This is a genomic window from Ruegeria sp. AD11(2025) (assembly GCF_056542405.1).
This window is the reverse complement of record NZ_JBQFZU010000024.1, coordinates 1-25,806: the sequence shown is the minus strand read 5'-3', so window position 1 is coordinate 25,806 and position 25,806 is coordinate 1. Positions and strand designations below refer to the sequence as shown.

Here is a 25,806-nt window from a genome sequence, read left to right as displayed (position 1 = left end):
TTACTCGGTGGCATCGCCTCGGCTGCGTTGTCCGTGGGCGTAGGTACGCTGGTGGTATTTTCGTACATCAACACGCGCGTCCTGGATCAGTTCGACGGAGCGTTGCGAGACCGTCACACCCAGCTTGTCGTTGGCCTCAGCGCCACTACGGATGACCCCGAAACCTTGCGCGAGTTGTTGTTCGACCCGGCCTATAGCACGCCCTATTCAGGACGGTATTGGCAAGTATCGGACAGCAACGGGGTCGTCTATACCTCTGCCTCGCTTTTTGATGAAACGATTGCAGAACCTGCACGCGCCAGTGATGAGGCAGCCATTTGGAACACAACAGGCCCGGATAGTGAGGCCGTTCGCGGTGTCTTTCAGAAAATCACGTTCGAAGATGGAACGGAATGGGGCGTAACCGTCGCCGAAAGCAGGCTGGTATTGATCAGTGAACGCAGGGAAGCGCAAAGCAACTTGCTTCCGGTTTTTGGATTAGTCGGCTTGATTGGGGTGGCCAGTTCGCTTCTGCTTATGTCGGCCATTGTCGGCCCTCTCAGAAAGTTGCGCGCCGATGTGGCCCATCGCTGGGATCAGGGCGACGATCTGACGCCCGAAGATTATCCGGATGAGGTTTCCCCACTCGTTGAAGACCTTAATCAGTTGCTGCACAGAAATCGCGAGATTGTCTCCAGCTCCCGAAGGCAGGCAGCGGATCTGGCGCATGCCCTGAAAACACCGACGGCCATTCTACGCAACGAATTGACAGACCTGTCTCGAACCGGAGCACAAACAGAGCCAGCAGAAGAAGCCCTCAGCCGAATTGACGCCCAGCTTGGCCGTTCCCTCGCACGCATGCGCGCATCAATCACCGGAGAGTTGACGCATTCCCGAACAGACCTTTCGAATTCGGTCGAACGGTTGTGCAGATTGTTTTCCTCCATGGCAGAACGTGAAGGAAAAACGCTGACTTCGGATTGCGAGTCTGGTTTGCGCGTTCGAATGGATCCCCAGGACATCGAAGAAGTGATTGGAAATCTTCTCGACAACGCCCTCAAGTGGAGCAGCACAAGATTTCAAATCACTGCACGACGTACCGACAGCAGTATCGAACTTTGCGTTGAAGATGACGGGCCAGGAATCCCAGAAGACGCCCGACGAGAGGTTATGCGTTCCGGCCGTCGGCTGGATACCTCTGTAGAAGGAACAGGATTGGGGTTGTCTATTTCCGTTGATCTATTGAACGTCTATGGCGGCAAGCTGGAACTGGAAACATCGAAACGCTTGGGCGGTTTGGCGTGCCAAATCAAGATTGGCACGTGAGAAAACCGCACTGTTCAGCACTGTCGGCGACCAAAGCGAAGCCCATTCTAAGTTTATAACTCGGTGCCTGGATAGGCACTGGACTGCCACAAAGCGGTCGTGACGGCCTGCACGGTGAATCCTCGCTCCGTCCCGCGTCCACGTTGTCGGGTCAAGCTACGGCGGAAGTACGGTTTCTGTCGGAGCCAAATCGACGCCCTCGAACGGCTGGTTCGGTGACATACGCTGCATCGCAACGATAGGCGTGCGGCATGTGCGAAAAGTTGCTGCGGCAGCAAAGGCTGGAAATCGAAATCCGGCAAAGTCCGCTCTGCTTGAGTTCAGCTGACCGCCCAATTCGTTCGCGCATCGAACGGCAGGTTCGACGGGCCGCGTCGCAGCATCGGTTGGCGAAGCTCAATGATTGGTTGGGCCGCTCGAAACCTATGAGGGTCGGTGCTATCCTGTCATTTGCTGCACCAGAACTGCTAGTCAACTCCCATGTTTTATCGGCGGAGGAGCATGGTTTCTTTCAGACCGGAGCACATACCCGCAAGGCATCGAGAATTGCAGCGTGCATATTCCGGCTTGTAACCGCATCACCAATGCGGGCCAGATAGAATTGACCGCTCGGATTGGTGTCAACGTATGGAAACGTCCCCCCAATGAGCGCCTTGTGTTCGATCTGTCCAAGGTTGCGCGAACTTGGCTTGAGGTCGAAATAAAGCTCGGCCATCGGGGACAGGCCATGCTCAACAACCACGTAATCAACGAGACATTCAGTGACATCCCCCGTCAACACGTGCCGCAAGCTGGCGCGAACCAAGTCACCTTCACGCGTCAGAGAGGTAAGTTCTTGCAGACAGGTGAAGGTAACTGCGTTGGAGACCAGATCGCGCAATGCAACGGCAGAGGTTGTTGGACCGAGGTCATGCAGAAGGGTCCGATCCGGGGTAACGAGATTGACGCTACACCCGGTGCTTGCCAGCATGTCGGCCGTGATGGCCGCAGGGTGGTCGCCGACCTCGTCGAACAACAGCACTTGGCCCGAGACGCGTGCTTCACCGGACAACACCTCCCAACTGGAGACCGCCAGGTCGCCGCCGGGGATGGCTACGGTTTCGGGCCAGCCGCCTGTCGCGACCACCACGACATCGGGAGCTTCGGACAGCACGTCATCGGCTTCAACATAGGTGTTCAAGCGGATATCGACCCCGAGCGTGCTCACTTCGGAAACCAACCAGTCAGCGACGCCCCAGACTTGTCTGCGCGTCATCCCCTTGGCGGCTAAAACCAACTGGCCGCCCAGCCGATCCGACGCCTCAAACAGCACGACTTCGTGACCGCGTAGGGCGCAGACCCGCGCGGCCTCCAGCCCGCCGGGCCCACCGCCAATGACAACCACTTTGTTGCGAGTGTCGCTGAGGGTGATGATATGAGGCAAGGTCCGCTCTCGCCCCGTGGCGGCATTGTGCCCACACACGGCAGGTTTTCCTTGATTGACCCGGTCCACGCAGTAACCCAGGCCAACACAGGGTCGGATGCGCTCTTCCTCCCCACGCGCGAGTTTATCCACCAAATAGGGATCGGCCATTTGTGCGCGGGTCATGCCCACCAGATCAACATGGCCGCCAGCGACAGCGTGGCGGGCCGTGGCAATATCCGCAATCCCCCCGGCGTGCAGGATCGGCAGATCAACAGCATCACGGATGCTGCCGGCCACGTTGACATGCGGGGCCGCAGGCAGGCCCATTGGGCGCACCCATTCAGCCAAGCCCAGATCATCAAAGGGTGCACCGGCAAGGATGTTGAGAAGATCGACATGGCCGGAACGTTCCAACATCCGGGCGGCAGCTATGCAATCTTTGGCGCTCAGCCCTCCTTCGGTCAGTTCATCGCCGGTGATGCGCATCGACAGGATGAAATCGGGGCCGACTTCTGCGCGCACCGCGTCTAGCACTTGCAGGGTCAGGCGCATACGGTTCTCCAACGTCCCGCCATAGTTATCTTCGCGCTGGTTGGTCAGTGGGGACAGGAACTGCCCCAGAAGGTGTGAGTGGGATAAAATTTCGATCCCGTCGAACCCGCCTTGCTGACAACGTTGCGCAGCAGCAGCGAAATCGCTGATCACGCGATCGACGTCTTCTTGTTCCATTGTTTTGGGAAAGGAGCGGTGAGCGCGTTCGCGGATACCAGACGGAGCCATAACCGAAAGCCAATGCCCATCATCCCAGGCTGTGCGTCGCCCCATATGAGTAATCTGGCACATGATAGCGGCGCCATGTTCGTGAACACCATCCGTCAGTTTCCGGAACCATGGGATGATACTGTCATCACCGGCATAAAGCTGGCCAAACACCGATGGGCTATCAGGGGCGATATTGGTCGACCCACCGACCATGGTCAGAGCGACCCCGCCTTTCGCCTTTTCCTCGTGATACAACCTGTAACGGTCCCGTGGATGGCCGTCTTCGGCAAAACTCGGTGCATGGGATGTGCTAACGATACGGTTGCGCAAAGCCAAGTGTTTCAATTTAAACGGATCAAGTAAGTTTGCCACTTTCGTATCCCTTCGGCCAAAGCTGCTGTTTGAAAACCGCGCAAGGTCGGGCGCGCGGGTCAGATTCCAGGCATGATGAGGTTCGTTGCCGAAAGTATTTACTTGGGAAGCAACGCGTGAGAAATCGCAGCTTCCGACATAGCTGTATGAAAAGACGACCCGACCACGAATCTCAAATGCGGAAAAATCGTTGAGCAGAGACCGAGACTTGGTAGGTGCCGCTGGATCCACGAAGGTCAGTTAAGAGGGGCGACGCGTGTAGTCTTAGATTGGAGGTGCTGCGCGCGCTGTGACCAACTGTCTGGCTGTGACCCTTTCGCGATGTATCATGTACAGTCCTGCACAGATGATGATGGCAATTCCAATTAGGCTGAGCGTGTTGGGGAAGTCATTGAAAACAAGGTAACCAAACAGGGTCGCTACCGGTAGCTCAAAGTACTGCAATGGAGCCAATGTGGCGGAAGGCGCAAAGGAAAGTGCGTAGGTCATCATCAAGTGACTCACCGTCGCAAAAAAACCAGCGCCTAGTAGCCACAACAACGCGATGTCTGTCGGCCAAACGGGATCGAACAACTCGGAGCCAGAACCTTGCGCAACCACTAAGATTGGAATGCAAAACAGACTGGCAACCAGGCCAGTGTGGAATTGCAGAGCCACAGGATGCATTCGACGCGACAATCCCCGCGTTACAAGAATGTAGAAAGCAAAGGCAACTGCCGTACCAAGCGGGACTATTGCAACGGCACCGAAAGCCGCGAAACTGGGTTGGATGACGAACAATACACCAACAAACCCCACAAGAGCAGACCCGACACGACGAGGACCGACATCTTCCCCAAGATAAAACTTGCCGACCAACAAGACTATGAACGGGGCCACAAACACGATTGCCAAAGCGTCGGCAAGCGGCATCACCCGGATTGCCGCGATGAAACAAAAGGTCGCGAACAGCAAAAGTAGTGAACGGAATACGAGTGCCATCAATTCACCTCGCGCCACTCGTAACGACAGTCCCATTATCCTGATAAACGGTGCCATCAACGCGCACTGAACTACAAAGCGAGCAGCCGTTATCTGCCCAACTGGAACACTGGCTGATGCGAGCTTCGCAGCTACATCCAACAAAGGAGCGGTCAGGCAAAATCCAAGCATCAGCGTAACGCCTGCAAGGATGCGATCCGTGGATTGAGGTGTGGAATCAGCAGGGGTCATGTCACCATATAGAAATGTCGCCAAATGTGTGTCTGTTCTCAATGCGACGCCAGGCAAAAGTTCCGAAATTCGCGAGTTTGGGTTGGGTTGGAAAGTGCCGCAGCAAAGGGCAGGTTCGACGCGCCACACAGCAGCATCAGCTGCCTTGGTTCAAGGTCCGCTATGGGCCGTCTCAAGCTGACGGAACGCCAAATCCCCGCTGGTTTGGAGGTTGGCTGAGGGCTGGTACTAGCTGTGAGACAGTGTCTCTGAACGTCTATTTCAAGTTGTATCACTTTAACCAAAAAGTGGGAGCGTTCCATCTTTTCTGCAGGCTTAGTCTTTCAATTTTGGCCTTAGTCATCGCGACGGAGCTCAAGTGTCTATTTGAATTTCCTATTGTGCTTAGATTGTGTGCAAGCTTTCCACCAGCGAACCCTGAACCAGCTCCTACCAACGCGCCCGGGTTACCGGAGAAAAATGTGCCAAGCGTAGGACCAGCGAACATAGAGAGTCTCCCCAACTGAACTGGTCCACCGTTATGTTCAGGAAACGGAGGACCAAGGATGGCAAGCAAGCGACCAAAGCCCGAAGAGATTGTCTTGAAGTTGCGGCAGGCTGAGGTTTTGATGGGGCAAGGTATGTCCCGTCTCGATGCGATCAGGCAGATTGGCGTTGCGGAACAGATCTGTTATCGCTGGCGAAATAAATATGGCGGAATGGGCGTGGATCAGTTGAAAGAAATGAAGCGGCTTCAGAAAGAGATCGAACGATTGCGGCGAGCGGTTTCTGATCTGACGTTGGACAAACTGATCCTGACGGAAGCTGCAAAGGGAAACTACTGAGCCCCGCTCGTCGTCGTGCCTGCATCGACCACATTCGCAGCGAAAGCCCGGTCTGACAGGCCGCAACGTAGCATCGAGATGACGTGGCCAGCGGCTGGTATCGGCCGCTTTTGCGCCATTTCCGGCGGGGTTGCTCTCTGATGCTGCGATACGCACTACGTCCATCAGGTTGCACACATCCGCCGTTTGTTCGGAACAGTATTGTGTTCTTTTTAATGCTACCGATGCGATAGCCTTTGAGAATCTGATATGCAGAGCACCAAGTCAAAGGCGCGTGGCGTTCAGCAAAGTAAGAAAGGGTACCGGCCATGCTGTGTAAAGTGGGTGATGTTGAAGTCTGGCGTATTCTGGAAATCCATGCTCCATTTCTGACCACGGAAGAGCTGTTTCCCTCTGCGGGACCAGATGTTCGGGCCATTGTCGAAGCGCATGTACCCGGTGGCGTTTGTGCGCAATCCGGGCGTTTGATCCTGCCGATTCAGGGTTTTCTGCTGAAAACACCCACACATAACATCCTGGTCGACGCTTGCGTCGGCAATGACAAAACACTCCCGCGGCGGCCCGACTGGCACAAGCGTTCAAGCCAGCGGTTTGGCGCAAACCTCACGGCGGCGGGGCTGGATGTGGGGGATATCGACTACGTCCTGTGCACCCATCTGCACGCTGATCATGTCGGCTGGAACACACGGCTCGAGGACGGGCGCTGGGTTCCAACCTTTCCGAACGCGCGCTATCTGATGCCTGCGGCGGACGAGGCGTATCAGCGCAAGGACAACAGCGACCTTTATATCGAAAGCGTTCTGCCCGTAATCGAAGCCGGGCAGGCGGAACTGGTAGAGACCGGGCATATGCTGGGCGATCATGTCACCTTGATGCCAACGCCGGGCCATACACCTGGCCATGTCTCAGTCGAGATCACCAGCGGAGACAGGCGTGCCCTGATTACCGGCGATGCGATCCATACAACCGCCCAGTGCTGGCACCCGGAGTGGTACTTCAAATTTGACTCCGATGCTGAGATGGCCGTCACATCCCGTCGGAAACTGTTGGAAAGCGCCTCGGAAACAGGGTGCCTAGTGCTAGGGAACCATTTCGCCTTGCCGTCTTTGGGTCGGGTGAAGGCGGACAAGGACGCGTTTCGCTGGGAGGACTAGCCCAGATTGAATTGCAATGTGCACGGATCCGTCGTCGGATGGAGGACTTCGTGAAGTTTGATGCGCTGCGCCGCAGAGTAGCCTCATCTGACTGGAGGCCAGACGGCCAGTTACTAAGACGAATATGCGGTATCTTCACATGCCCGACGCTACGATGAACAACAACACAAATAGAACGACAAACAACAGACCAATATAACTACAGACACGCATGAACTTGTCCCATGCTCTTAGTGACTTCCATGGTCTTTTTTTCGGCGTCTCGGAGGTTTGAGTTTCTGAATTGGACGTTTTGTTTTGGAAAGTGTCCTTTGTTTCACTTGCGCGCTGTTTTGCCGAGGAAATTACTTCGTTTGCACCAGACTTGAAATGTGCCCATTTCTTGCCGAATTTCACCGCATTTGAAGTTTCAGGCGGTGGCTGCTTCGCCTGCGTTCGCGGCGTAGAAGGTTTGTTCGCACTCAACCGTTCCCATTCATCGAAAAACAGTCCTGGTTTGAAATCGCCTTTTAAATGAGTTTCCAGTAGCCGAAAACGACGACGCTGCACCAGGTCCATTTGGTCGAGATTCAACTTCAACAACCCGGTAAGCCGGTCCGACTGGCTCTCCGACAGAAGTCCTTCATGTTGCAAGTCGTTGACCTGCTTGCGAAGACGCCGAGCGAGATCACGATGTGGTTGCAACCCGGTTTTTCGCAGGGTGACGGCGCCACTGCCTGAAAAGTTGAATTTCTGCGGGCGCTGAAGGTGTTCGACCTGCATCATCTCTTCGAGGTAATCAAAAAGCTCGCGAGTATCGACTGTACCATCACCGTTTCGGTCAGCCGCACCTTTCAATCCGTCCAAGAGGTGCTTGGTGAACACACCATGGCTATAGCTTTTTGCTTCCCGAGCTACTTGCGTGCTGGTGGCCGAAGTCATCACCAAAGTGCGGCTGTTCGCTCCAAGCTCCATTTTAAGTTGCTCACTCAGCGCTGAGCGAGAAGCATCCTCTCCAGCTGCACCCGCGTAGCAGCAATCGAGTATTACCAATCGGAAACGAGCCGTTGCTTGCTCAACAACATCAAGCAGGTTACTGTATTTCAAAGCTGTTGAATGGACAAGATCTGAGCGCGTATTAGCAAATGCCAAATGTAATTTCTGATTTCTTACTAAACCGTGACCTGCGTAATAAACCAGTAAAAGATCGCTACGCTGAGTTTCAGTGGTTATCCGTTCAATCGTCGTCAGTGCATCGGAATGGTTGCCTTGGGTTATCAGTTCGACATGATCAAATTGTTCGCCAGTCTCACCCTGTAGCAGATTGTGAAGCGCCGTAGCGTCGTTACGTGCGTAGCTCAGATCGTCCAACTCAGGGTCTTCGAAATTGTCCATTCCTACGACAATCGCAGTCTTCCGCGTTGTTTGATTGGGTTCAGTTTGCTTCTGAGGGGGCTCGAAAAGTTCGATCGTCACGTCTGATTGATCAGTTTTTGCAACACCTTGAGATGAAGTCTGCGTGGTATCCGGGGCAAGTCTGGATAGAACGTCAAAAACCTCTTCCTCGCTGAAATTTTTGGCGTCAAATACGATCTCTGTGCCGTCATCTGTACTCAATGCGAATGAAATTGATTTTTCTCGAACAATGTAAGCTTTCAAGACTTGGATTAACGACGACACCGCAGCAGACTGCGAAACTTCGATCCAGAGCTGCGGGTCAAGCAATAACTCAAATGCGCGCTCTCCTGGTGCGGACTTGTGCTTCGCACGAGCAGATCTGACCCCGGCCGAATTGTTCAAGTCACGATCAAGCAGCGCTACAATTGTCGACAGCGCTTTATCGTCCAGTTCAGATGATTGTATATCCAGCTTAATAGCCATTGATAAATTACCCGACACAGCAAAAAATAGAGAACGATTGCCGTAACAGACTTAGGAATGATAACAGAAGTCTTGTTAGGTGTCCAAATAGCGACTGCGTGCAAAATTCCCGTCACAGCAAACAAAATGACGGCGCTATCCATTATGAAGCGCTTCTTCCGCTCGAAGAGCGGGTTCAGTCCTAACTTTCACACCCACGAGCTACAAAACAGTTCAAACAAACTGGAGCCCCAAATTCAGGCCTTGAATGGTGGATTTACAGCGCGACGTGTGAATGAGTACTGGTCTTGGTCTTACGATCGCAGCGAATAGTCGGAATGCCGACGCACCTGCAATGCCGTGGATAAATGCTTAATGACCGGAACAGGCCGCAACTTTGAGTGATCCTTGCAGACACCCGGTATCTTCAGAAGTGATGCTGACGCTGGTTGCTGGCCCGGCTAGCGGTGATGGAGCTCAGATAGCGGATATCCGTTTAACGACCGCGGGCGCCATGCCATCTTCACATAGACGTCACCGGATTTCAGTTCATCCAGCATCTGATTGAGGCGTCTAAGTTTGGCGTCGTCGCGCTTGGCTCGGTCGATCCAGCCGAGATAGTCATTGCGCTGGGACCATGGACGTTCGTTGTAGCGGTCCCGTAGATCGTGAGCTTCCATAGCTGCGCGGACAACCTCCGGCATTGGATCTGCTGAACGTTTCATCTTGTTCCTCACCTGAGTTTAATGAGCGGCTTATCTTAAGCTGATCGCGTTGGCCCGCAGGTTGAAAATCGTCCGCGGTGCAGGCATCAAAGCTGATTGGATGCCGCGCCATCGACCAAAGCCGGCTTTGGTGAAGCCGCATTGTGGCATTGGACAACGTGATCAATGACCGATCTGGGCCGTCCCTGTTGGCGCAACACCGTCCACCAAGTGAACATGCTGCGAACAATCTAACGTCTACAACGAGCCCTCAGTACCGGGTGCTGCACCAAGTTTGAATGGCCGGTAATGCGACCTAACTCATGCTTCTGCATCGAAGGCATCCCTTGATTGCTGAATCTGCTCATGGTTATCCCCAGCCCATTCAGCTAACGCCATCAACGATGGTAACAGGTCTTCCCCAAGGGCAGTGAGTTCATATTGGACTTCGACTGGTGGACACGGCTCAACGCCCAAGGTCGAATAATTGTGTTTGGCTACCGCAACGAAATCGGCCGCTTTTGCGCAACTCCGCTTTCCGATGATGTAGCAAAAATACGGGATCAATGGTAACTTCTGTCCCTGAGCTATGGAGTTTGATGTGGACCGCAAGCTCACCACCATTCTTGCCGCTGATGTAGTCAGTTACTCCCGACTGATGGGAGGGAACGAAGTTGGCACGCTTGAGGCTCTAAAGGCTCACCGGGCGGAGTTGATCGACCCAAAAACCGCGCAATAGGGCGGACGCATTATTAAGCTCATGGGGGATGGGATCCTGATGGAATTCCCCAGCGTGGTTGAGGCCGCCAAATGCGCCATCGAGGTGCAATGTGGGATGAATGCGCGCAATGCCGCCGTGGCCGAAGACAGAAGGATCTTGTTCCGCATCGGCATCAATATCGGCGACGTCATTGTCGAAGGCGATGACATCTACGGCGAAGGGGTCAATGTCGCGGCCCGACTGGAAAGCCTTGCTGACCCCGGTGGCATTTGCGTGGGCCGCAACGTGCGCAATGAATTGCGGGGCAAGTTGGACGTCGATTTTGCCGATCTCGGCGAGGTAAAGGTCAAAAACATCACCCGTCCGATCAATGCGTTCAGCGTCACCTTCAACAAGAAGGCTGACGCGCTGGTTACCCCGGTTTCATCCGCCTCAGCTCCTACGAAACTGCATACCAGGTTCGTCGCAATGACGGTGGTGCTTGCTGTGGTTCTGTCGCTTGTCCTCGGGCTCGCCTATTGGCAAAACCTTCCGCCGGCAGAGGAGCAAATCGCCACCGTGCCCGGTGATGCGCAATCCCTGCCTTCGGTCATCGTGCTTCCTTTTGACGATCTGTCACTCGATGGCAGCCTCGGCTATTTCGCGGATGGCATGACCGAGGACATCACCACCGAGTTGGCCCGCTGGAAAGAACTGCGGGTGATCGCCCGCGATTCTGCGTTCCTCTACAAAGACAAGGCAGTCGATGTCCGAGAAATTGCTCAGGAAATGAACGTACGCTATGTGCTGGAAGGTAGCATTCGCCGCGCCGGGGACAAAATCCGCATTAATGCCCAACTCATCGACGGGAGGACCGGCAATCACGTCTGGGACGATAAGTTCGACCAAAGCGGCACCGACGTGCTGGCGCTCCAGGATCAGATCACCAGTAAGCTTGCAGAATCACTTAGCGGCCATCATGGCACGATAAGAGCAGCGGAATATCTAGCGGCATGGGACAAATCCTCCGCCCATCTAGAGGAGTACGATTACTATCTGCGTGGCCACGATTTGTTCTTCAAGTACACGCCTCAATCGCATGCAAGAGCGCTTGAGATTTTTCAAGAAGGTCTGGTGAAGTATCCGGACTCCGGCCTACTCAAGGTCAAAATCGGTTGGATCCATATGATTGCGGGTCTGTTCGGCTGGGCAGACGATATCCCCGCCGAGTTCAAAGAAGCGGCAGCCTTGGCTGATGAGGGTCTTGCGGATGAGGCTCTGCCGCCCCAAGGTTTACGGTCCGGTCTCTGGTTGAAAGCATATGCAGATATCCATCACAGGCGGGACTGCGACGCGGCCCTACGCACAGCGAAAACGGTGGTCGACAAGTACCCGTTTGATCCCGAAAGCCTTATTTGGATGGGTGATGTTATCACGAATTGCGGCGAATTTGATCTGGCAAACAAATGGATTGAAGCAGGTTTCGACCGAAGCCCGCATCCCTTGCCAAACTATTACACCGTCCTGGGAATTTTGCGTTACCGGCAGGAGCGGTACGAAGAGGCGATTGCCGCTTTGAAAAACGCGTTGGATTTCGAGGTGGAGGTCTATTTTCTGGCCGCCTCCTACGCAGCACTGGGACAACTGGTCGAAGCGCGCACCTATACTGCCAAACTTTCAGACAAATTTCCCCACGTCACGCCGGATTTCATCCGCGCGATGAATCCGGACATTGATCCAAACGTTGCGGAGTCTATTATCGCCAATCTTGCCAAAGCCGGTTGGCCGGAATGAAGTCTCGCGAACGAACCTTCACATTTAAACCCCTTCAAGTCTCGATGAATGGAGAGCGGGCATTGTTGTCGATAAGGTTTATGACGGCTTTGTCTGCATCGGAGTTATCAACGACCTACGGCTCGAATGACAGGTTTCGCAGCAATGGGGCGGGCGCACGAACGCCGCTGTGATTTCTGTTTTCCGCCGAGCGACAAACCAAGGCTATAGTCTGTTGCATGATCTGGTAGAAAGCGAACGGATCAAAGGTTTTGTGCTACCTTACCTTGGGTTGCAAGACCAAGGTCTTCCCCACAGGCCGTCTGGTCTCAATTCCCGCGATCAAGTGAAAGACTGCCCGACCGGTTTTGGGTCGACGTCTACTTGCGAAAAGCAAAAAGTTGTTTTTGCAGGTTCGTTCATTGCTTAGCGTTCTCAAATTATTCGGTCATTTTTGTTTGGCCTGAACATCAAAATGTCGGATTAGAAGTCATGGGATGGACGGCTAAATCCTACTGTGATCCTATGTTATCGCGGTTTATGGGCATTAAATGCGGTCAACTTCGTATATTGTAGGTATTTTGGTAGCCATTGTCGCCAGCATTGGCCTTTATTTGGTTTCTTACCAATACTTCGTTTCGGCGGAACTTTCGAAAGCTCAGGGCCGGCTCTCTCTCTACCAAAGCTCGGTGAACAGCGAACTCGAACGATTTTCCCACCTCACATATGTGCTGTCACAGGATTCCTTTGTAATTGGTACAGCCGAAGGAGACAGCACCGGAACTTTAAACCGGCGCCTCGAGGATTTTGCAGAGCAGGCGGGGCTGGATGCGATCTACCTGATGGACGAAGACGGGATCACGATTTCCGCATCGAACTACCGCGACACTGGGAGCTTTGTTGGCCAGAACTACGCTTTCCGCCCGTATTTCCAAAGTGCCGTTTCTGGTAAACAGGGCCGCTTTTATGCCATCGGGGCAACGACTGGTCTGCCAGGATACTTCATCGCCAACGCAGTGCTTGACGACCAGGGAGCTTCAACTGGCGTCATAGCGATAAAGATCGATTTCTCTGATCTTCAGGATAGTTGGAAAAACTCGGGTGAACAGGTTCTTTTGGCCAATGAAGACGGTGTCGTTTTGCTTTCGTCGAACTTGGACTGGCAATATCGCGCGTTGACGCCGTTGTCAGAACCACAGCGAGAACGGATTCGGGATGCCAGGCAGTTTCCGGGGCAAGACTTAGATGCGTTGGATTGGGTTGAGTTACCGGGGGATCAGGCCAGAATTGCGGGGACGAAGCGCTTGCATCTTGCAGCTACGGATTTGCCACATGGCTGGTCGCTTCACTATTTTGCAAGTGACGATCAGGCCGTAGCGCGCAGTTGGCTTGTAACTGCAGTTTTTGTCCTTTTGGCGGGGCTCGCATTTGTCTTCTTCCAGATACAACGCGCAAGACGCGTAAGCGCAGCCTTGGCGCGGTCCGAACAGGAAGAAGCAAAGCTGCGCGAGGCGAATGAAAGGCTTGCCATCGAAATTGACGACCGCAAGACAGCCGAGCGGAGCCTCAAGCGCACCCAAGGCGAGTTAGAGCGCGCAAGCCGGCTGGCGGCTCTGGGGCAACTATCCGCTTCGGTCACGCATGAGCTGGGCCAGCCCATCGCTGCGATGCGCAATCACCTGGTGGCAGAAGAGATCTCATCTTCCGGTGAGTCCAAGCTGCCGCAAAAAATCGGAAGCTTGGTTGACAGGATGGAAGGGATCACGCGCCAATTGCGGTTTTTTGCACGGTCAGAGAGTGAGGCGTTCGACGACGTAGACTTATGTACCTCGGTCAACGCCGCTTTGGCTCTGGTTGCGCCAAACATCGAGCAGGGTAAGGTGAAAACCTCAGTTGATGCGCCGACCGGTCCGGTCATTATCCGGGGCAGTGCCCTGCGGATCGAACAGGTCATCACTAATCTTTTACGCAATGCCATAGATGCAACGGACGGAGCGGATGCGCCTGAAATCCATATCGCTGTCATGGCTTCTGATGATGAGGCAGTGTTGGAAATTCAGGACAACGGTCATGGGTTGGGCGAGGCAACGCTGGCTGAATTGCAGGAGCCGTTTGTAACCACAAGGGAGAGCGGACGAGGTATGGGCTTGGGACTGGCCATTTCCACCAGCATTGTCAAAGATCACGATGGCACAATGACGGCCCGAGATCGTGATGGCGGTGGAACAATATTCCGTGTCACCTTCCCAATGGCCTCAATTACTGAAGAAACGGACGAATGACCCAACAGCAACCCTTCAAAGTTCTGGTCGTTGATGATGACAAGTCGATGCGACAGTCTCTTGTCGAGTTGCTCGAAGCTGCCGACTGGATTGTCAGCGCCTTGCCACGCGCGACCCAGGTGACGGAACATCTGACTAACGCCTCGCCCGATGTTATTCTGTCCGATGTGCGTATGCCCGGCATGTCGGGACTTGAATTGCTGGCCAGCCTGGACAGGCATGTGGCGCCTCCGGTGGTATTGATTTCGGCACATGGTGACATCCCGATGGCGGTTCAGGCCATACAGGACGGGGCGTATGGGTTCATCGAAAAGCCATATGAACCACGGCGATTGCTGACGGTGCTGAGGCACGCGGCTGAACAAAACCGAATGCGAAAAAGCAATGCCCGCCTTAAAGACCGGCTTTTCAAGCTGTCCGGGCTTGACCGCATCCTGCTGGGTCAAACAGACGCCATTACAGACTTGCGACAAGAAGTACTTGATCTTGCCGATACATGGGTTGCGGTTTTATTGCAGGGAGACACGGGCACCGGGAAGGAACTGGTTGCCCATGCTCTACATGACTTGGGCCGCTCGCCGGAGGCACCGTTTCTGGCGCTGAATTGCGCAGCGTTGTCGGCCGATACGTTTGAAGCGGAAATGTTCGGCGTCGCGGGTGAATCCGACGGAAGGCTTGTGGCGGCATCGGGTGGGACCTTGTTTCTGGACGAAATCTGTTCTTGCCCACCAGCGGCGCAGGCCAAGCTACTAAGGGTCATCGAAGATCAGCAGGTGCTGCCGGTGGGGGCTGTGTCGCCGGTGCCGGTAAGCTTCAGGGTCGTGTCAGCAACCAACGAAGACGTTGTGCAGGCGGCCGAGGAAGGCCGCCTGCGTCAGGACCTATTGTTTCGATTGAATACTGTCGTCCTGTCCTTACCTCCGCTGCGACAAAGGCGGGATGATCTGGTTCTGTTGGCAACGCATTTCTTGAACGAATACGCGCAGGTTTATGAGATTGACGCGCCAGAACTCGATCAGGACGATTTGGCCGCTCTGCTTGCACATGACTGGCCCGGCAATGTGCGTGAATTGCGCCATGTCTGCGAGCGACGCATATTGGCCGCCCGGCGCGGGGGCGGTTCTCTTACTAAGGCGATCCAAAGTGATCATCACATCGACGATGTGCCAGATACGCTACGCGAAGCGGTTGCTGCTTTTGAACGCGAGCTTATTGGCAAAGCTATAAAGGCGCATAAAGGCCGAATGGATGCCGCAGCTGAGGCACTTGGAATTGGTCGCCGTACGCTCAATGAAAAGATCGTCAAACTTGGTCTGGATAAAGAAGCCTTGTTGTAAGCCAGAAACGTCCTGCGGAAATCCGCAGAGGACCCGAAGGATCGCCCGCGTTTTCCTTCATAGTCAGCCCTCTACGCATACTGAATACTCAGCACAAACAAATTGCGTGACTGGGAGGAGCCACTATGCGCAAACATCTGAACCGGGCGGCCATTGCTGCCCTCTCGCTAACCTTTGCATCCGAAGCACTGGCCGTTGAGTGGAACGTTTCCCTGTGGGGCAAGCGTCGCGCCTTTACCGAGCACGTCGAAAAACTGGCCGAATTGGTAAACGAAAAGACCAACGGTGAATTTACCCTGAATATCAGCTATGGCGGCCTGTCGAAGAACAAGGAAAACCTCGATGGGATTTCGATTGGCGCGTTTGAAATGGCTCAGTTCTGCGCTGGCTATCACCGCGACAAGAACCCCTCGATCACTGTCTTGGAACTGCCGTTTCTGGGCGTGACATCCCTTGAACAGGAAGTCGACCTGTCGATGGCCGTTTATCAACATCCGGCCGTTGTCGAGGATCTGGCCCGCTGGGACGCGACTCTGCTGATGCCTTCACCGCTGCCGCAGTACAATCTTGTTGGTGTAGGCGAAGCGCCAAAATCCCTAACCGATTTTGAAGGTCTGAGCGTACGGGCGACAGGTGGCATCGGCAAGGCGATGGAGACGGTTGGGGCAGTTCCGACCTCGATGTCTGCGTCCGAAGTGCGTCAGGCAATGGACAGCGGCATCGTCAAAGCGGTCAGCTTTGCGCCACACGCCCATATGTCCTTCGGCACCATTGAAAATGGCACGTGGTGGACGACGAACCTCAACCCTGGCACTGTCAACTGCCCTGTCGTGGTGAACACGCTGGCGCTGGAAGATTTATCAGACGAACACCGCGAAGCGCTGTTGGGATCGGTGGAAGAGGCACTGGATCACTACGTGAGCCATTATCAGACCAAAACGATGGAAGCGTGGGGCCCTGAGCTGGATAAACGGGGCATCGAACGGGTCACTTTCAGCGATGAAGAAATCGCAGCGTTCAAAGAAGCCGCTGCCGCACCCGCAGCCGAGGCCTGGATTGCAGAAAACACCGAGCGTGGCCTGCCAGCACAAGAGCTCTACGACCTTGTGACTGGCAAGATCGCAAGCGGCAGCTAATCCACTCACTGCCCGGCGTCAGCTTAGCTGGCGTCGGGTTCTTTCTTCCCTGACAGCGGAGTAAAACGATGGCCGGGTCATCCCTGGTGCTGTCCGACGACAGCCGTCTCAGCATTCTCGATCAACGCCTCTACAAACTGGAAAGCATTCTGGCTTTGATCAGTGGTCTTGCAGTTTTCTCGCTGATGGTCATGGCCGTGGCCTCCGTCGGTGGCCGGAATATCGCCAATGCGCCACTTCCTGGTTATGTGGACTGGATCGAGCAAGCCATGCCGCTGATCGCCTTTATGGGGATTTCTTATTCGCAGCGTGATGGCGGTCATATCCGAATGGACATGGTTGTTGGCGCGCTGAAAGGCCGGACGCTCTATATCGTTGAGTTCGTCACAACCGCTCTCATTCTGGCGCTGATCGTCTTGTTGATCTGGGGGAGCTGGGCACATTTCGCGCGCAGTTTTGACTTTGGTGCTCCACTCTGGAGCCGCGACAGCTCCATCGACATAGGTATCCCGCTGTGGCCCGCAAAGCTATTGGCCCCCGTCGCCTTTAGCGTGCTTTGCCTAAGGCTTGCTTTACAGCTCTGGGCCTACGGTCGCGCGATCCGGCACCCCGATCAGCCGCCTATTGCCGTCCCGCTAATAGCCGATGCAGCCACTCAAGCTGCAATGGAAGCCGAGCATGTCTCGGGCCACGACAACTGAGGTTAAATCTGATGGAACCCATTGATATTGGTTTGATCGTCTCGGGCGGAATGCTTGTTCTTGTGGTGTTGGGGATGCGCGTGGCCTTTGCCGCCGCGACCGCCGGCATGGTTGGTCTGATATGGATTTTTTGGGCCAAATTTGGGTACGATCCGGCGCGTTTCGGCAAGGCAGTGACCGTGGCCGTCAAAACAGCGGGGCAGGTGCCTCATTCAAAGATCTCAAGCCAGGCGCTGAGCCTTATCCCGACCTTCATCCTGATCGGCTATCTTGCCTACTACGCTGGCCTGACCAAGGCGCTATTCGAGGCTGCCAAGAGATGGCTCGCATGGGTTCCGGGCGGGCTGGCGGTTTCGACAGTCTTTGCGACTGCCGGGTTCGCCGCGGTATCCGGGGCCTCAGTTGCCACATCGGCTGTTTTCGCTCGCATCGCCATCCCAGAGATGCTGAAGATCGGATACGACAAGCGCTTTGCTGCCGGTGTCGTCGCTGCAGGCGGTACGTTGGCCTCGCTCATCCCGCCTTCGGCCATTCTGGTCATCTACGCGATCATTGTGGAACAGGATGTTGGCAAACTGCTGTTGGCCGGATTCATCCCGGGCATGTTCTCAGCCGTGATCTACGGCTTGCTGATCATTGGCATGGCCGTTGTGATCAAAGGTTTCGGTCCCGCGGTCACAGGCTTTACGTGGAAAGAACGTTTCCTGTCTCTGCCGCCCGCACTGCCCATCGTGGTTGTCGTGGTGACCATCATCTTCTTTGTCTACAACCCGTTTGGAGGCGATGCGTGGGGTACACCGACCGAGGGCGGTGCTATCGGAGCCTTCGTGGTATTCCTGATGGCGCTGTACCAAGGCATGCGCTGGTCCGAACTCAAAGACGCGCTGTTGGAAACCGCCAAGCTGAGCGTCATGATCTTCACCATCATCTGGGGTGTGCTGGTCTATGTTCGCTTTCTGGGTTTTGCCGAACTGCCCAACGCGTTCTCCGACTGGATCACCTCGCTTGAAATGTCGCCGATGCTGATCCTGATCTGTATCCTTCTGGCTTATGCTGTTCTGGGCATGTTCATGGATGCGATCGGGATGTTGTTGCTGACCTTGCCGGTTGTTTACCCTGCGGTCATGGCGTTGAACGGCGGCGAAGCCGTTAGTGCAGCAGAAAGCACCTTTGGGATGTCCGGCCCGATGTGCGCCATCTGGTTCGGAATTCTGGTCGTAAAAATGGCCGAGTTCTGTCTGATTACGCCACCGATCGGGTTGAATTGCTTTGTCGTGGCTGGTGTGCGCGATGACCTAAGCGTTCAGGATGTTTTTAAAGGTGTAACACCTTTCTTTCTGGCGGATGCTGCGACTATCGCAATGCTTGTTGCCTTCCCGGCAATCGTTCTATGGCTTCCCGGACAGGTTTGAACCATGTGGGATGGTTTTGGAGTGCGGTTTGCCGGTGCAGCTAAAGCCTGGATCAGTCAGCCGCGCTGCAGAATACATGACACTTGTTCAATATCCGGTTTGGCCCGTTACGGTCGGGATGCCCGTTGGCGGTGTGTCCTCTGGGTCGGCAGGCAAAATCAAAGGTCCTGATCTTCGGTGTCATTTGGTCAAGAACTGAGTTTCTTAGGCCGGGCGGCGGAAGATGGTCACAATCTGATATGACTGCAATTGGCGCGCAACCCTGATGGACGCGACGCGCGGCACTGACTATCTTTCCCAGCCAGCCCGCAGTTTCACCCAACCGGTGCCTGTGCGGGTATGTTGCATTGCCTGCAAAACGTCGGAGAACGGGGTCGGTACGGAATAGGTCAACTCATCAACTCTTCCTAGGGTCGGGACTCATAGCCAGTAAATGACGAGGGCCGCGAGTGCGATGGCGGACAGGAAGGCCTTCGGATACCTGTCGTATCGCGTGGCCACACGCCGCCAGTCTTTGAGCCGTCCGAACATGATCTCGATGCGGTTTCGGCGTTTGTAGCGGCGCTTGTCGTATTTGACAGTTGTCTTGCGCTGCTTCCGACCTGGAATGCAGGCGCGTATCCTTTTGTCTTTCAACGCTTCTATGAACCAGTCGGCGTCATATCCTCGGTCGCCGAGCAACCAATCTACCTTTGGCAGGCTGCAAAGCAGTGCCCGTGCGCCGATGTAATCGCTGAGCTGACCGGCGGTGACAAACAGGTTCAGTGGACGGCCTCTGCTGTCGCAGATGGCATGAAGCTTTGTGTTCATACCGCCCTTCGTTCGGCCGATCAGGCGTCCACGTCCCCCTTTTTCACCGCAAGACTGGACGCTGCGCGATGGGCTTTGAGATACGTGGCATCGATCATGACGGTCTTTTCCTCACCATGATCAGTGGCCAAGCCGGTGAGCATCGCGGCGAAGATGCCCTTATCGCTCCACCGCTTCCAACGATTGTAGAGCGTCTTGTGCGGGCCATACTCTTTGGGTGCATCACGCCATCGTAAGCCATTACGATTGATGAAGATAATGCCGCTCAACACGCGCTTGTCATCAACACGCGGTTTGCCGTGCGACTTGGGAAAGAAAGGTTCCAGACGCGCCATCTGCGCGTCACTCAACCAGAAAAGATCAGACATGTTCACCGCTCGTTTTCGAGCCGTGAATCATGCCGTCGCTCGGAAAACAATGGATCCTGAGCCTAGTCATGACGATCCAGTGGTCAAGATTGTCTTTTTCCAGAAGCTGTTTTTGGCGCTTGTGACCTCTACCCAACCGGGCACGTCACGGATCGCAAATGTCGTTTGCGACGAGTCCGAAGCGCCTAGTGTTGGCAGCATCAATGGTAGGATAAAATACAGTGTTCTAAACATCATAGGTTCCTGAAAACCTGGCGCGGAGACATAAAAAACGGAACCAAAAGCCCGATTGTTAAAAATACAAAGGAAAGGGTTTGCCCCTTAAAAATGCGAGCATGTTCCAGGCAGACCACCCGCCCTGTGGCATAAGCCGCCGAGATCTAGGTCGAGACGTGGTGTTCAAGGATCACAAAATAGGCGAGCAACACGAAACAGAATGACAGGATCAGCCCCGCCCCGGCGTATTTCATTGGAAACGACGTGGCGTTTTCCCCTTTGCGCAGGACGCCCCGCGCACAGATCAGGAAAACGCACTTATGATCGCGAAAACCGGGTTCAGCCGCAGGGTCAGGTTGCGGATGGCGCCCGGCCCCTGTTCACGGAATTCCCTGCTGACCGCCGTGGCGAAAGCTGAAAATTCCTTGATGCGTTGTTCATCCATGGGGATATCGATATCGGGATCGCGTAGCGGCAGGGGATTGCCCTCGATTATGTCCGTGATGCGTACTTCGAAAAATTGGTCATCCCAATTGCAGTAAGAGATCAACGTGCGATGGACGTCAAACTCGGTCGTATTGTGATCGGCGTTATAGGTGGCGAGCCCGCGTTTATCATCGAGATACTGGATTGAGTCTAGGCGCAGGATTCAAACCCCGGCAATGACGAATTGCATGGTCAGGATCATGTAAAACGATTTCGCCGGAAGCCGCCCACCACTGATAACGTCCCAAATGGTCGTTTTGTCCAGGTCACGTTTTTTCAGCGCCGCGAATGACGGGTGCGATTGCAATGCCATGTGCAGGATAGCCAATGCAGCTGCGACGATCAAAAACACGCCCATCGATATCGCTAATACCGTGAGTTTTGGAACCGTCGGTGAGACCAATTCAAAATCCCGGATCCAACCCCGGTTGGCAAAAAAACACCCATATGTGATTTAGATCACCAGTAAGCGGTTTTCGGTCATCCCAGGCGATAATTTGTCCGTTTCGATGATGGATGAAGATTTCAATATTTCTGACTATGAATTCAGCCTGCGATTGTTGCTGCCAAGTAGAAAGGTCAGCGAGCTGTGAGTTCAACCAACCCTAGATCTCGCACCCGCAGCGAACGGCCGGTTTGACCGGCCGCACTTCAGCATCCAGCAGTTCGGCTGAAGGCCCGAAATGAGCCGTACCCATCCGTACCAGTCGAATTTACTGATCAAATGACGCATTTGCTCCGATTGCGGCAGTGAGCACATAGTCACCGATTCTGCAGAGCGGGCAAATGCCCACTCTGAAGTTCTGATGAGGCCGGAGCATGTAGCTATGACGGGCTTGTCCGCTCGACGCTGAAAACGAACGCTGCGCCGTTTGGATCACGAAGGATGATGCTCCGGGATTGAGCGGCTCTGTTGTCATTTTCAAGTACAGGGTGCGCTCCATTGACTTCGGCCACACGGCAGGCATCTGAAATTGAAGCAACCTTGATACTCGGTACCCAAATTGAGTTTGAGCCTGTATGCCAAGCCGCGGCATGTTGGACGGCGACGGGATTGCCCGAAGGCTCGAGGATGCTGAGGCTCTCAATGTCTCTCTCTGGACGGACCTGCCATCCGAAGAGCTCGGCATAGAACGCTTCGGGGAAGTCACCCTTTTTGCTGACGTAGACTTCGGGGCCGAACTGTCGGAGTGGCACCGGGAATGCGTGCCGTGACAGCGAAACTCCCAGCAGCGCGCCGAGCGGATCGCGAACCAGTGCGCTGCGCCCGACGCCCGGCACGTCGAACGGATGTCGTACGATCTTTCCTCCTAGCTTGTTGGCGTTCGCCACCGCCGCATCCACGTCGGGGACTTCGATGTAAGCGATCCAGCCGCTTTGCTGCTTCGGCGGCGTCTCGGCAAATCCGGCACCGGCTTCGTCACCGGACAGGGCAAGGACGAAATCCTTCTCGCCGCCGCCCCATGCGAAGTCCGTCGCCCGCTCGACCTGGTAGGTCCAGTTGGCGATACGCTGGTAGAAGTCCATCGACCGTTTCCTGTCGGAAGTGAAGAGATCATGCCACACGATCTGACCGGCTTTTGACTGTGTCATCGCTCTATCTCCTGACATCTTTGAGTTTCTTGACGTCACGGACTATCTTGCCGAACGCTTTGTCCCGCGATCTGCGTTCGGCAAGGCTGGCGGAGTTGAAGGCGTTTTCCGCCAAGAGCTTGCGCCACCGGCCGAGGCGCATTGAATCGATGGTGCCGTTTTCTATGGCTTCCAAAACAGCGCAGCCTGGTTCCGTCTCGTGCCGACAGTCATTGAATCGGCAGCGCGCTGCCAGCTTGTGAATATCTGCAAATAGGTCATTGATCCCATCCGCCGCGTCGGTGAGCTGCAACTCCCGCATTCCGGGGGTGTCGAGGATCAAGCAGCCATTCGGCATTGAGTGAAGATGGCGTCGCGTCGTGGTGTGCCGACCCTTCGCGTCGTCCTCTCGAATGGACTGGGTCTCTATGGATTGGCCCTCAAGCAACGCATTGGTCAATGTCGATTTCCCAACGCCCGACGAGCCCAGGAATGCAACGGTTTTGCCGGGCAAGCACCACGGAGACAGACCTGTCCGAGGTGCGCTTCCGCGGGCGTCAAGTGCGATCACGTCGATCATGTCCGACACAGCGCGGGCCGAGTCGATATAGCCTTGCGGGTCCGTCACGAGGTCTGTCTTTGTCACGACGATGACGGGCGTGATCCGAGCCTCAAATGCAAGCGCGACGTAGCGTTCGAGCCGGGCCACATTGAAGTCCTGATTGCAGGACGTGACGATGAAGGCCGTGTCGATGTTGGCAGCAATGAGCTGTTCCTGCCGGTTCGTGCCGGGCGCGCGTCGCTTGATCAGGCTGGTGCGCTCAAGGGCTCGGCTGGATCGCGGGTGCACCGTATCCAGCATCAGCCAGTCCCCAACAGTTACATCGGGTCTGGGAGGAAGTGTCGTATCAACGGTGTCGCCGATGACGTGCAGCCCATTGCGATGCACTTCGACGACGCGAACGGGAGGAGCCGCGGTCAAATCGTCCACACCGATTTGTTGGGCGAAGAAGGGTTGCCAGCCGAGGGCCTGAATACGGCTGAGTTTGACGGGTGATCCGGCGTCGTGCGCGCGCGGTGGGAGGAAACTGGAATAATCCCGTGTCATAGGATGTCTGCTTTCATGTCTCTGGCACAAGCAGGGCTTGGGTGCCGATGGTTAGGAAAAAGCATGCAAATCAACGTTCACCGTCAAAACAGTATGACGGAGCTGTTCTCAAACGTAGGATTTGCACCGAGAGGCACGCTGCCTCCCTTCCTTACCGGGACATGAAATCTCCATTTCGGACGCTCGTAATGTAGGGTGTGGTGACGCCCGATACAACCGCTCGGAACATATATACCGATCATTCTTACTATTGCCAAAGCAGCTACTAAACGGGATGGGATTTTGGTCCGCTTTGTCCGCGATCAAAACATCTGCCACCGCCGCGTACGAGCGGTTGCAGCGAACGATGCCTATGCGGGTTGCAACCGCGGCATTGCAGCAGTGCGCTGGATGTCTCCTTTGGGTCGGCCTTGTAGTGCCGTCCAGACCTTAGTCAGGCAAAAGCAGCTGCATCCAGAATCTGGAATGAGCCCATTTCGACCGATGCTGCTGTGCGTGCGCACCGTGGCAATATCGGTGATCCTTACGTTTAGTTCGCGTACGCCTTGCGTATTCTAGACCCAATTGAGATGTCCCCGACGACGTGACCAAGTGGAAGGTTTGCCAGTGAGGCTTATCCTCGGCGACGCAAGTTTCGCGCAACGGCGACGGCATTCATTCATGCTGTCGCGCACGTTCACACTGTCTGCAAGCTTGACGTTCGTCTCATTCCGACACCCAATTATGATCGAAGGCATTGGAGGGGTCCGTATGAAATGGCGCCGAGTTCTTCCAACCATCCGCTTTGGCACCGAACGCTATCCAGAGAAGGTCGCGCGGCGGCTCCGCGTGGTGAACGCGACCGCATTTGCGCTCGTGGCGATTTCTTTGGGATTTGTCGTCGCCCATATGATTAACCCCAATCCCGGCCTGTGGCCGCCATCGCTCGTCCATCTCGGCGCCGCGCTCGGTTTTAGCGCTGTCCCGTTAATGCATCGGTGGGGGCCGTCGCTGGGAGCGTCCTTGCTTATCGCGGTCGGGTTGGCGGACATTTCCGGACTATGTCTGATCTTTGGAACTGGTTCGGGTTTGCACTTCTGGGCCCTGCTGGTTCCGGCGCTTCTCATTCCGTTCTACGGAGAGATACGCCTCCCAGTTGCAGTCGCACTGGTCGCGTTGGCCGCTACGGTCACGATCGTTCTGGAGGCCGTGACGCCGGTGAACACAGGGCTGCGGCCACCGCACCAGGTTTTCGTTGCGAATTTCATTCCCTCTGTCGTACTGAGCTTTGCGATCCTGTTTGCGATCGTACTCTATGCGATGCGTCAGATCGCGCGCGCCGAGGCGGCGGCTGAGCATGAATTCGAGCGTTCCGAGGCATTGATCGCGAACATCCTACCTGTCAGTGTGGCTGCACGTCTCAAGGAGAGTGGCGGCGAAGTAATTGCCGACCGATACGATCAGGCCTCTGTCCTTTTTGCCGACATGGGGGGCTTCACCGCGCGGGCAAGCGATACGGATCCGGAGGATCTCGTTCGATTCCTCAACGACGTCTTCAGCGATCTTGACACGCTCGTCGAGAAGCATGGCCTCGAGAAGATCAAAACCACCGGCGATGCTTACATGGTTGTGAGTGGCGTGCCCGAGCCGCGGCCAGACCAAGTTGAGGCACTCTCAGATCTCGCACTGGAGATGCGCGAAACGCTCGCTGACCTCGTTGATCCAAAAGGACGTGCGGTGCCGATTCGCATCGGTATCGCCAGCGGTCCGGTCGTCGCCGGAGTCGTAGGCAGGCAAAAGTTCTTCTACGACGTTTGGGGCGACGCAGTTAACATGGCGGCGCGAATGGAGCAAACCGGCGAGCCTGGGCAAATCCAGGTGACAACGGACGTTCATGAACGCCTCATGAACCGATACATCTTCGTCGAACGCGGTTTGATAGAAGTTCGAGGCAAAGGCATGATACGCACCTGGTTGCTGAGCGGGAGGAAGGGTGGATGAAAGGACAGGACGGGCGAACTACTCCAGCATCGGTTTTTGTCTAAAAGACCAAACTGTCTTTGTGTCCGTTCCAGGCACGGGGCCAAGTTTGCCCTAAGGACAACAATAGAGCTCTGGACCGGACCTTCGGGATATTTTGCTAACGGCTGGTTTTGACCCGCAAGCTGTAAGTTAGACCTTATCTCGATTTAGCGCGTGCAGCGAATGCCTTCTCTGACGGGCCGCACCGCAGCGAAACTGACCAGGATCGAAGGGCATCTGTGGGTGGCTCCTGCATTGCAAGCGTTTACTCGTGATTTTGCGGCATTTTTCGTCAGTACCTTCGTCTGTCCGGCCTGTTTGTGTGGC

The 25,806-nt window shown here is 55.1% G+C and carries 19 protein-coding genes and 1 pseudogene; 10 read left to right on the top strand and 10 right to left on the bottom strand.

Annotated features, from left to right (window positions below; all coding sequences use genetic code 11):
• The first annotated feature begins 165 nt into the window (after positions 1-165).
• On the top strand, positions 166-1,305 hold the full coding sequence (locus ACR1XY_RS18745; protein ID WP_480595437.1) for an ATP-binding protein: 1,140 nt from the start codon (positions 166-168) through the stop codon (positions 1,303-1,305).
• 511 nt (positions 1,306-1,816) lie between these two features.
• Here the strand turns inward: ACR1XY_RS18745 and ACR1XY_RS18740 are convergent.
• Together ACR1XY_RS18740 and ACR1XY_RS18735 are read right to left on the bottom strand one after the other, a co-directional pair.
• Complete coding sequence (locus ACR1XY_RS18740; protein WP_480595436.1) at positions 1,817-3,844, bottom strand: oxidoreductase; 2,028 nt, start codon at positions 3,842-3,844, stop codon at positions 1,817-1,819.
• 264 nt (positions 3,845-4,108) lie between these two features.
• Entirely contained in the window at positions 4,109-5,056 is a 948-nt protein-coding gene (locus ACR1XY_RS18735; protein WP_480595478.1) for a DMT family transporter, read from the bottom strand.
• 545 nt (positions 5,057-5,601) lie between these two features.
• Between ACR1XY_RS18735 and ACR1XY_RS18730 the strand changes: the two are divergent.
• Together ACR1XY_RS18730 and ACR1XY_RS18725 are read left to right on the top strand one after the other, a co-directional pair.
• Positions 5,602-5,924, top strand: a pseudogene (locus ACR1XY_RS18730) (transposase); the annotation flags it as partial.
• 264 nt (positions 5,925-6,188) lie between these two features.
• A complete protein-coding gene (locus tag ACR1XY_RS18725) occupies positions 6,189-7,034 on the top strand; it encodes an MBL fold metallo-hydrolase (RefSeq protein ID WP_480595435.1) in 846 nt (281 codons plus the stop codon).
• 135 nt (positions 7,035-7,169) lie between these two features.
• Here the strand turns inward: ACR1XY_RS18725 and ACR1XY_RS18720 are convergent, their stop codons facing one another.
• From ACR1XY_RS18720 to ACR1XY_RS18710, 3 genes are all read right to left on the bottom strand, one after another.
• Complete coding sequence (locus ACR1XY_RS18720) at positions 7,170-8,894, bottom strand: caspase family protein (RefSeq protein ID WP_480595434.1); 1,725 nt, start codon at positions 8,892-8,894, stop codon at positions 7,170-7,172.
• 440 nt (positions 8,895-9,334) lie between these two features.
• Positions 9,335-9,598 carry a YdeI/OmpD-associated family protein gene (locus ACR1XY_RS18715; RefSeq protein WP_480595433.1) on the bottom strand — a complete coding sequence of 88 codons (264 nt, stop codon included), beginning with the start codon at positions 9,596-9,598 and terminating at the stop codon, positions 9,335-9,337.
• A 300-nt stretch (positions 9,599-9,898) separates the two neighbouring features.
• Entirely contained in the window at positions 9,899-10,201 is a 303-nt protein-coding gene (locus tag ACR1XY_RS18710; protein WP_480595432.1) for a winged helix-turn-helix transcriptional regulator, read from the bottom strand.
• Positions 10,202-10,355: 154 nt separating this feature from the next.
• On the opposite strand from ACR1XY_RS18710, the gene ACR1XY_RS18705 reads away from it, so the two are divergent.
• The 6 genes from ACR1XY_RS18705 to ACR1XY_RS18680 all read left to right on the top strand — a co-directional run bounded on the left by ACR1XY_RS18705 (position 10,356) and on the right by ACR1XY_RS18680 (position 18,918).
• Positions 10,356-12,071 (top strand): adenylate/guanylate cyclase domain-containing protein, encoded by a 1,716-nt coding sequence (locus ACR1XY_RS18705; protein WP_480595431.1) that lies wholly within the window; start codon positions 10,356-10,358, stop codon positions 12,069-12,071.
• A gap of 530 nt (positions 12,072-12,601) precedes the next feature.
• Complete coding sequence (locus tag ACR1XY_RS18700) at positions 12,602-14,332, top strand: sensor histidine kinase (protein WP_480595430.1); 1,731 nt, start codon at positions 12,602-12,604, stop codon at positions 14,330-14,332.
• Positions 14,329-15,669, top strand: a complete 1,341-nt coding sequence (locus ACR1XY_RS18695) for a sigma-54-dependent transcriptional regulator (protein ID WP_480595429.1) — start codon at positions 14,329-14,331, stop codon at positions 15,667-15,669. The genes ACR1XY_RS18700 and ACR1XY_RS18695 overlap by 4 nt, the downstream gene beginning before the upstream one ends.
• A gap of 125 nt (positions 15,670-15,794) precedes the next feature.
• Positions 15,795-16,805: a TRAP transporter substrate-binding protein DctP gene (gene dctP / locus ACR1XY_RS18690; protein WP_480595428.1), complete on the top strand. Its 1,011-nt coding sequence runs from the start codon at positions 15,795-15,797 to the stop codon at positions 16,803-16,805.
• A 68-nt stretch (positions 16,806-16,873) separates the two neighbouring features.
• Positions 16,874-17,506: a TRAP transporter small permease subunit gene (locus ACR1XY_RS18685; RefSeq protein WP_480595427.1), complete on the top strand. Its 633-nt coding sequence runs from the start codon at positions 16,874-16,876 to the stop codon at positions 17,504-17,506.
• An 11-nt stretch (positions 17,507-17,517) separates the two neighbouring features.
• Positions 17,518-18,918, top strand: a complete 1,401-nt coding sequence (locus ACR1XY_RS18680; protein ID WP_480595426.1) for a TRAP transporter large permease — start codon at positions 17,518-17,520, stop codon at positions 18,916-18,918.
• Positions 18,919-19,338: 420 nt separating this feature from the next.
• Here ACR1XY_RS18680 and ACR1XY_RS18675 read toward each other — a convergent pair.
• The 5 genes from ACR1XY_RS18675 to rsgA form a co-directional block, all read right to left on the bottom strand.
• Positions 19,339-20,096, bottom strand: a protein-coding gene (locus ACR1XY_RS18675) for an IS5 family transposase (RefSeq protein ID WP_480595425.1) whose coding sequence is annotated in 2 segments (ribosomal slippage) — positions 19,339-19,775 and positions 19,775-20,096 — 759 coding nt in all. Because the reading frame shifts where the segments join, the coding sequence is not laid out codon by codon here.
• 520 nt (positions 20,097-20,616) lie between these two features.
• A complete protein-coding gene (locus tag ACR1XY_RS18670; protein WP_480595424.1) occupies positions 20,617-20,757 on the bottom strand; it encodes a hypothetical protein in 141 nt (46 codons plus the stop codon).
• A gap of 204 nt (positions 20,758-20,961) precedes the next feature.
• Positions 20,962-21,156, bottom strand: a complete 195-nt coding sequence (locus ACR1XY_RS18665; protein ID WP_480595423.1) for a hypothetical protein — start codon at positions 21,154-21,156, stop codon at positions 20,962-20,964.
• Positions 21,157-21,623: 467 nt separating this feature from the next.
• On the bottom strand, positions 21,624-22,391 hold the full coding sequence (locus ACR1XY_RS18660; RefSeq protein ID WP_480595422.1) for a VOC family protein: 768 nt from the start codon (positions 22,389-22,391) through the stop codon (positions 21,624-21,626).
• A 4-nt stretch (positions 22,392-22,395) separates the two neighbouring features.
• Positions 22,396-23,478, bottom strand: coding sequence for a ribosome small subunit-dependent GTPase A (gene rsgA / locus ACR1XY_RS18655; RefSeq protein WP_480595421.1), 1,083 nt, complete (start codon positions 23,476-23,478; stop codon positions 22,396-22,398).
• Positions 23,479-24,228: 750 nt separating this feature from the next.
• Between rsgA and ACR1XY_RS18650 the strand changes: the two genes are divergently transcribed.
• On the top strand, positions 24,229-25,458 hold the full coding sequence (locus tag ACR1XY_RS18650) for an adenylate/guanylate cyclase domain-containing protein (RefSeq protein WP_480595420.1): 1,230 nt from the start codon (positions 24,229-24,231) through the stop codon (positions 25,456-25,458).
• Positions 25,459-25,806 lie beyond the last annotated feature (348 nt).

Bases quoted from the DNA above. Each gene is read 5' to 3' on its own strand.
- ACR1XY_RS18660 (WP_480595422.1), bottom strand. From the start codon at position 22,391: ATGACACAGTCAAAAGCCGGTCAGATCGTGTGGCATGATCTCTTCACT.
- ACR1XY_RS18725 (WP_480595435.1), top strand. From the start codon at position 6,189: ATGCTGTGTAAAGTGGGTGATGTTGAAGTCTGGCGTATTCTGGAAATC.
- ACR1XY_RS18680 (WP_480595426.1), top strand. From the start codon at position 17,518: ATGGAACCCATTGATATTGGTTTGATCGTCTCGGGCGGAATGCTTGTT.
- ACR1XY_RS18715 (WP_480595433.1), bottom strand. From the start codon at position 9,598: ATGAAACGTTCAGCAGATCCAATGCCGGAGGTTGTCCGCGCAGCTATG.
- ACR1XY_RS18670 (WP_480595424.1), bottom strand. From the start codon at position 20,757: ATGGATGAACAACGCATCAAGGAATTTTCAGCTTTCGCCACGGCGGTC.
- ACR1XY_RS18705 (WP_480595431.1), top strand. From the start codon at position 10,356: ATGGAATTCCCCAGCGTGGTTGAGGCCGCCAAATGCGCCATCGAGGTG.
- ACR1XY_RS18735 (WP_480595478.1), bottom strand. From the start codon at position 5,056: ATGACCCCTGCTGATTCCACACCTCAATCCACGGATCGCATCCTTGCA.
- ACR1XY_RS18720 (WP_480595434.1), bottom strand. From the start codon at position 8,894: ATGGCTATTAAGCTGGATATACAATCATCTGAACTGGACGATAAAGCG.
- ACR1XY_RS18710 (WP_480595432.1), bottom strand. From the start codon at position 10,201: ATGGTGGTGAGCTTGCGGTCCACATCAAACTCCATAGCTCAGGGACAG.
- ACR1XY_RS18685 (WP_480595427.1), top strand. From the start codon at position 16,874: ATGGCCGGGTCATCCCTGGTGCTGTCCGACGACAGCCGTCTCAGCATT.
- rsgA (WP_480595421.1), bottom strand. From the start codon at position 23,478: ATGACACGGGATTATTCCAGTTTCCTCCCACCGCGCGCGCACGACGCC.
- ACR1XY_RS18695 (WP_480595429.1), top strand. From the start codon at position 14,329: ATGACCCAACAGCAACCCTTCAAAGTTCTGGTCGTTGATGATGACAAG.
- ACR1XY_RS18650 (WP_480595420.1), top strand. From the start codon at position 24,229: ATGAAATGGCGCCGAGTTCTTCCAACCATCCGCTTTGGCACCGAACGC.
- ACR1XY_RS18700 (WP_480595430.1), top strand. From the start codon at position 12,602: ATGCGGTCAACTTCGTATATTGTAGGTATTTTGGTAGCCATTGTCGCC.
- ACR1XY_RS18665 (WP_480595423.1), bottom strand. From the start codon at position 21,156: ATGGGCGTGTTTTTGATCGTCGCAGCTGCATTGGCTATCCTGCACATG.
- dctP (WP_480595428.1), top strand. From the start codon at position 15,795: ATGCGCAAACATCTGAACCGGGCGGCCATTGCTGCCCTCTCGCTAACC.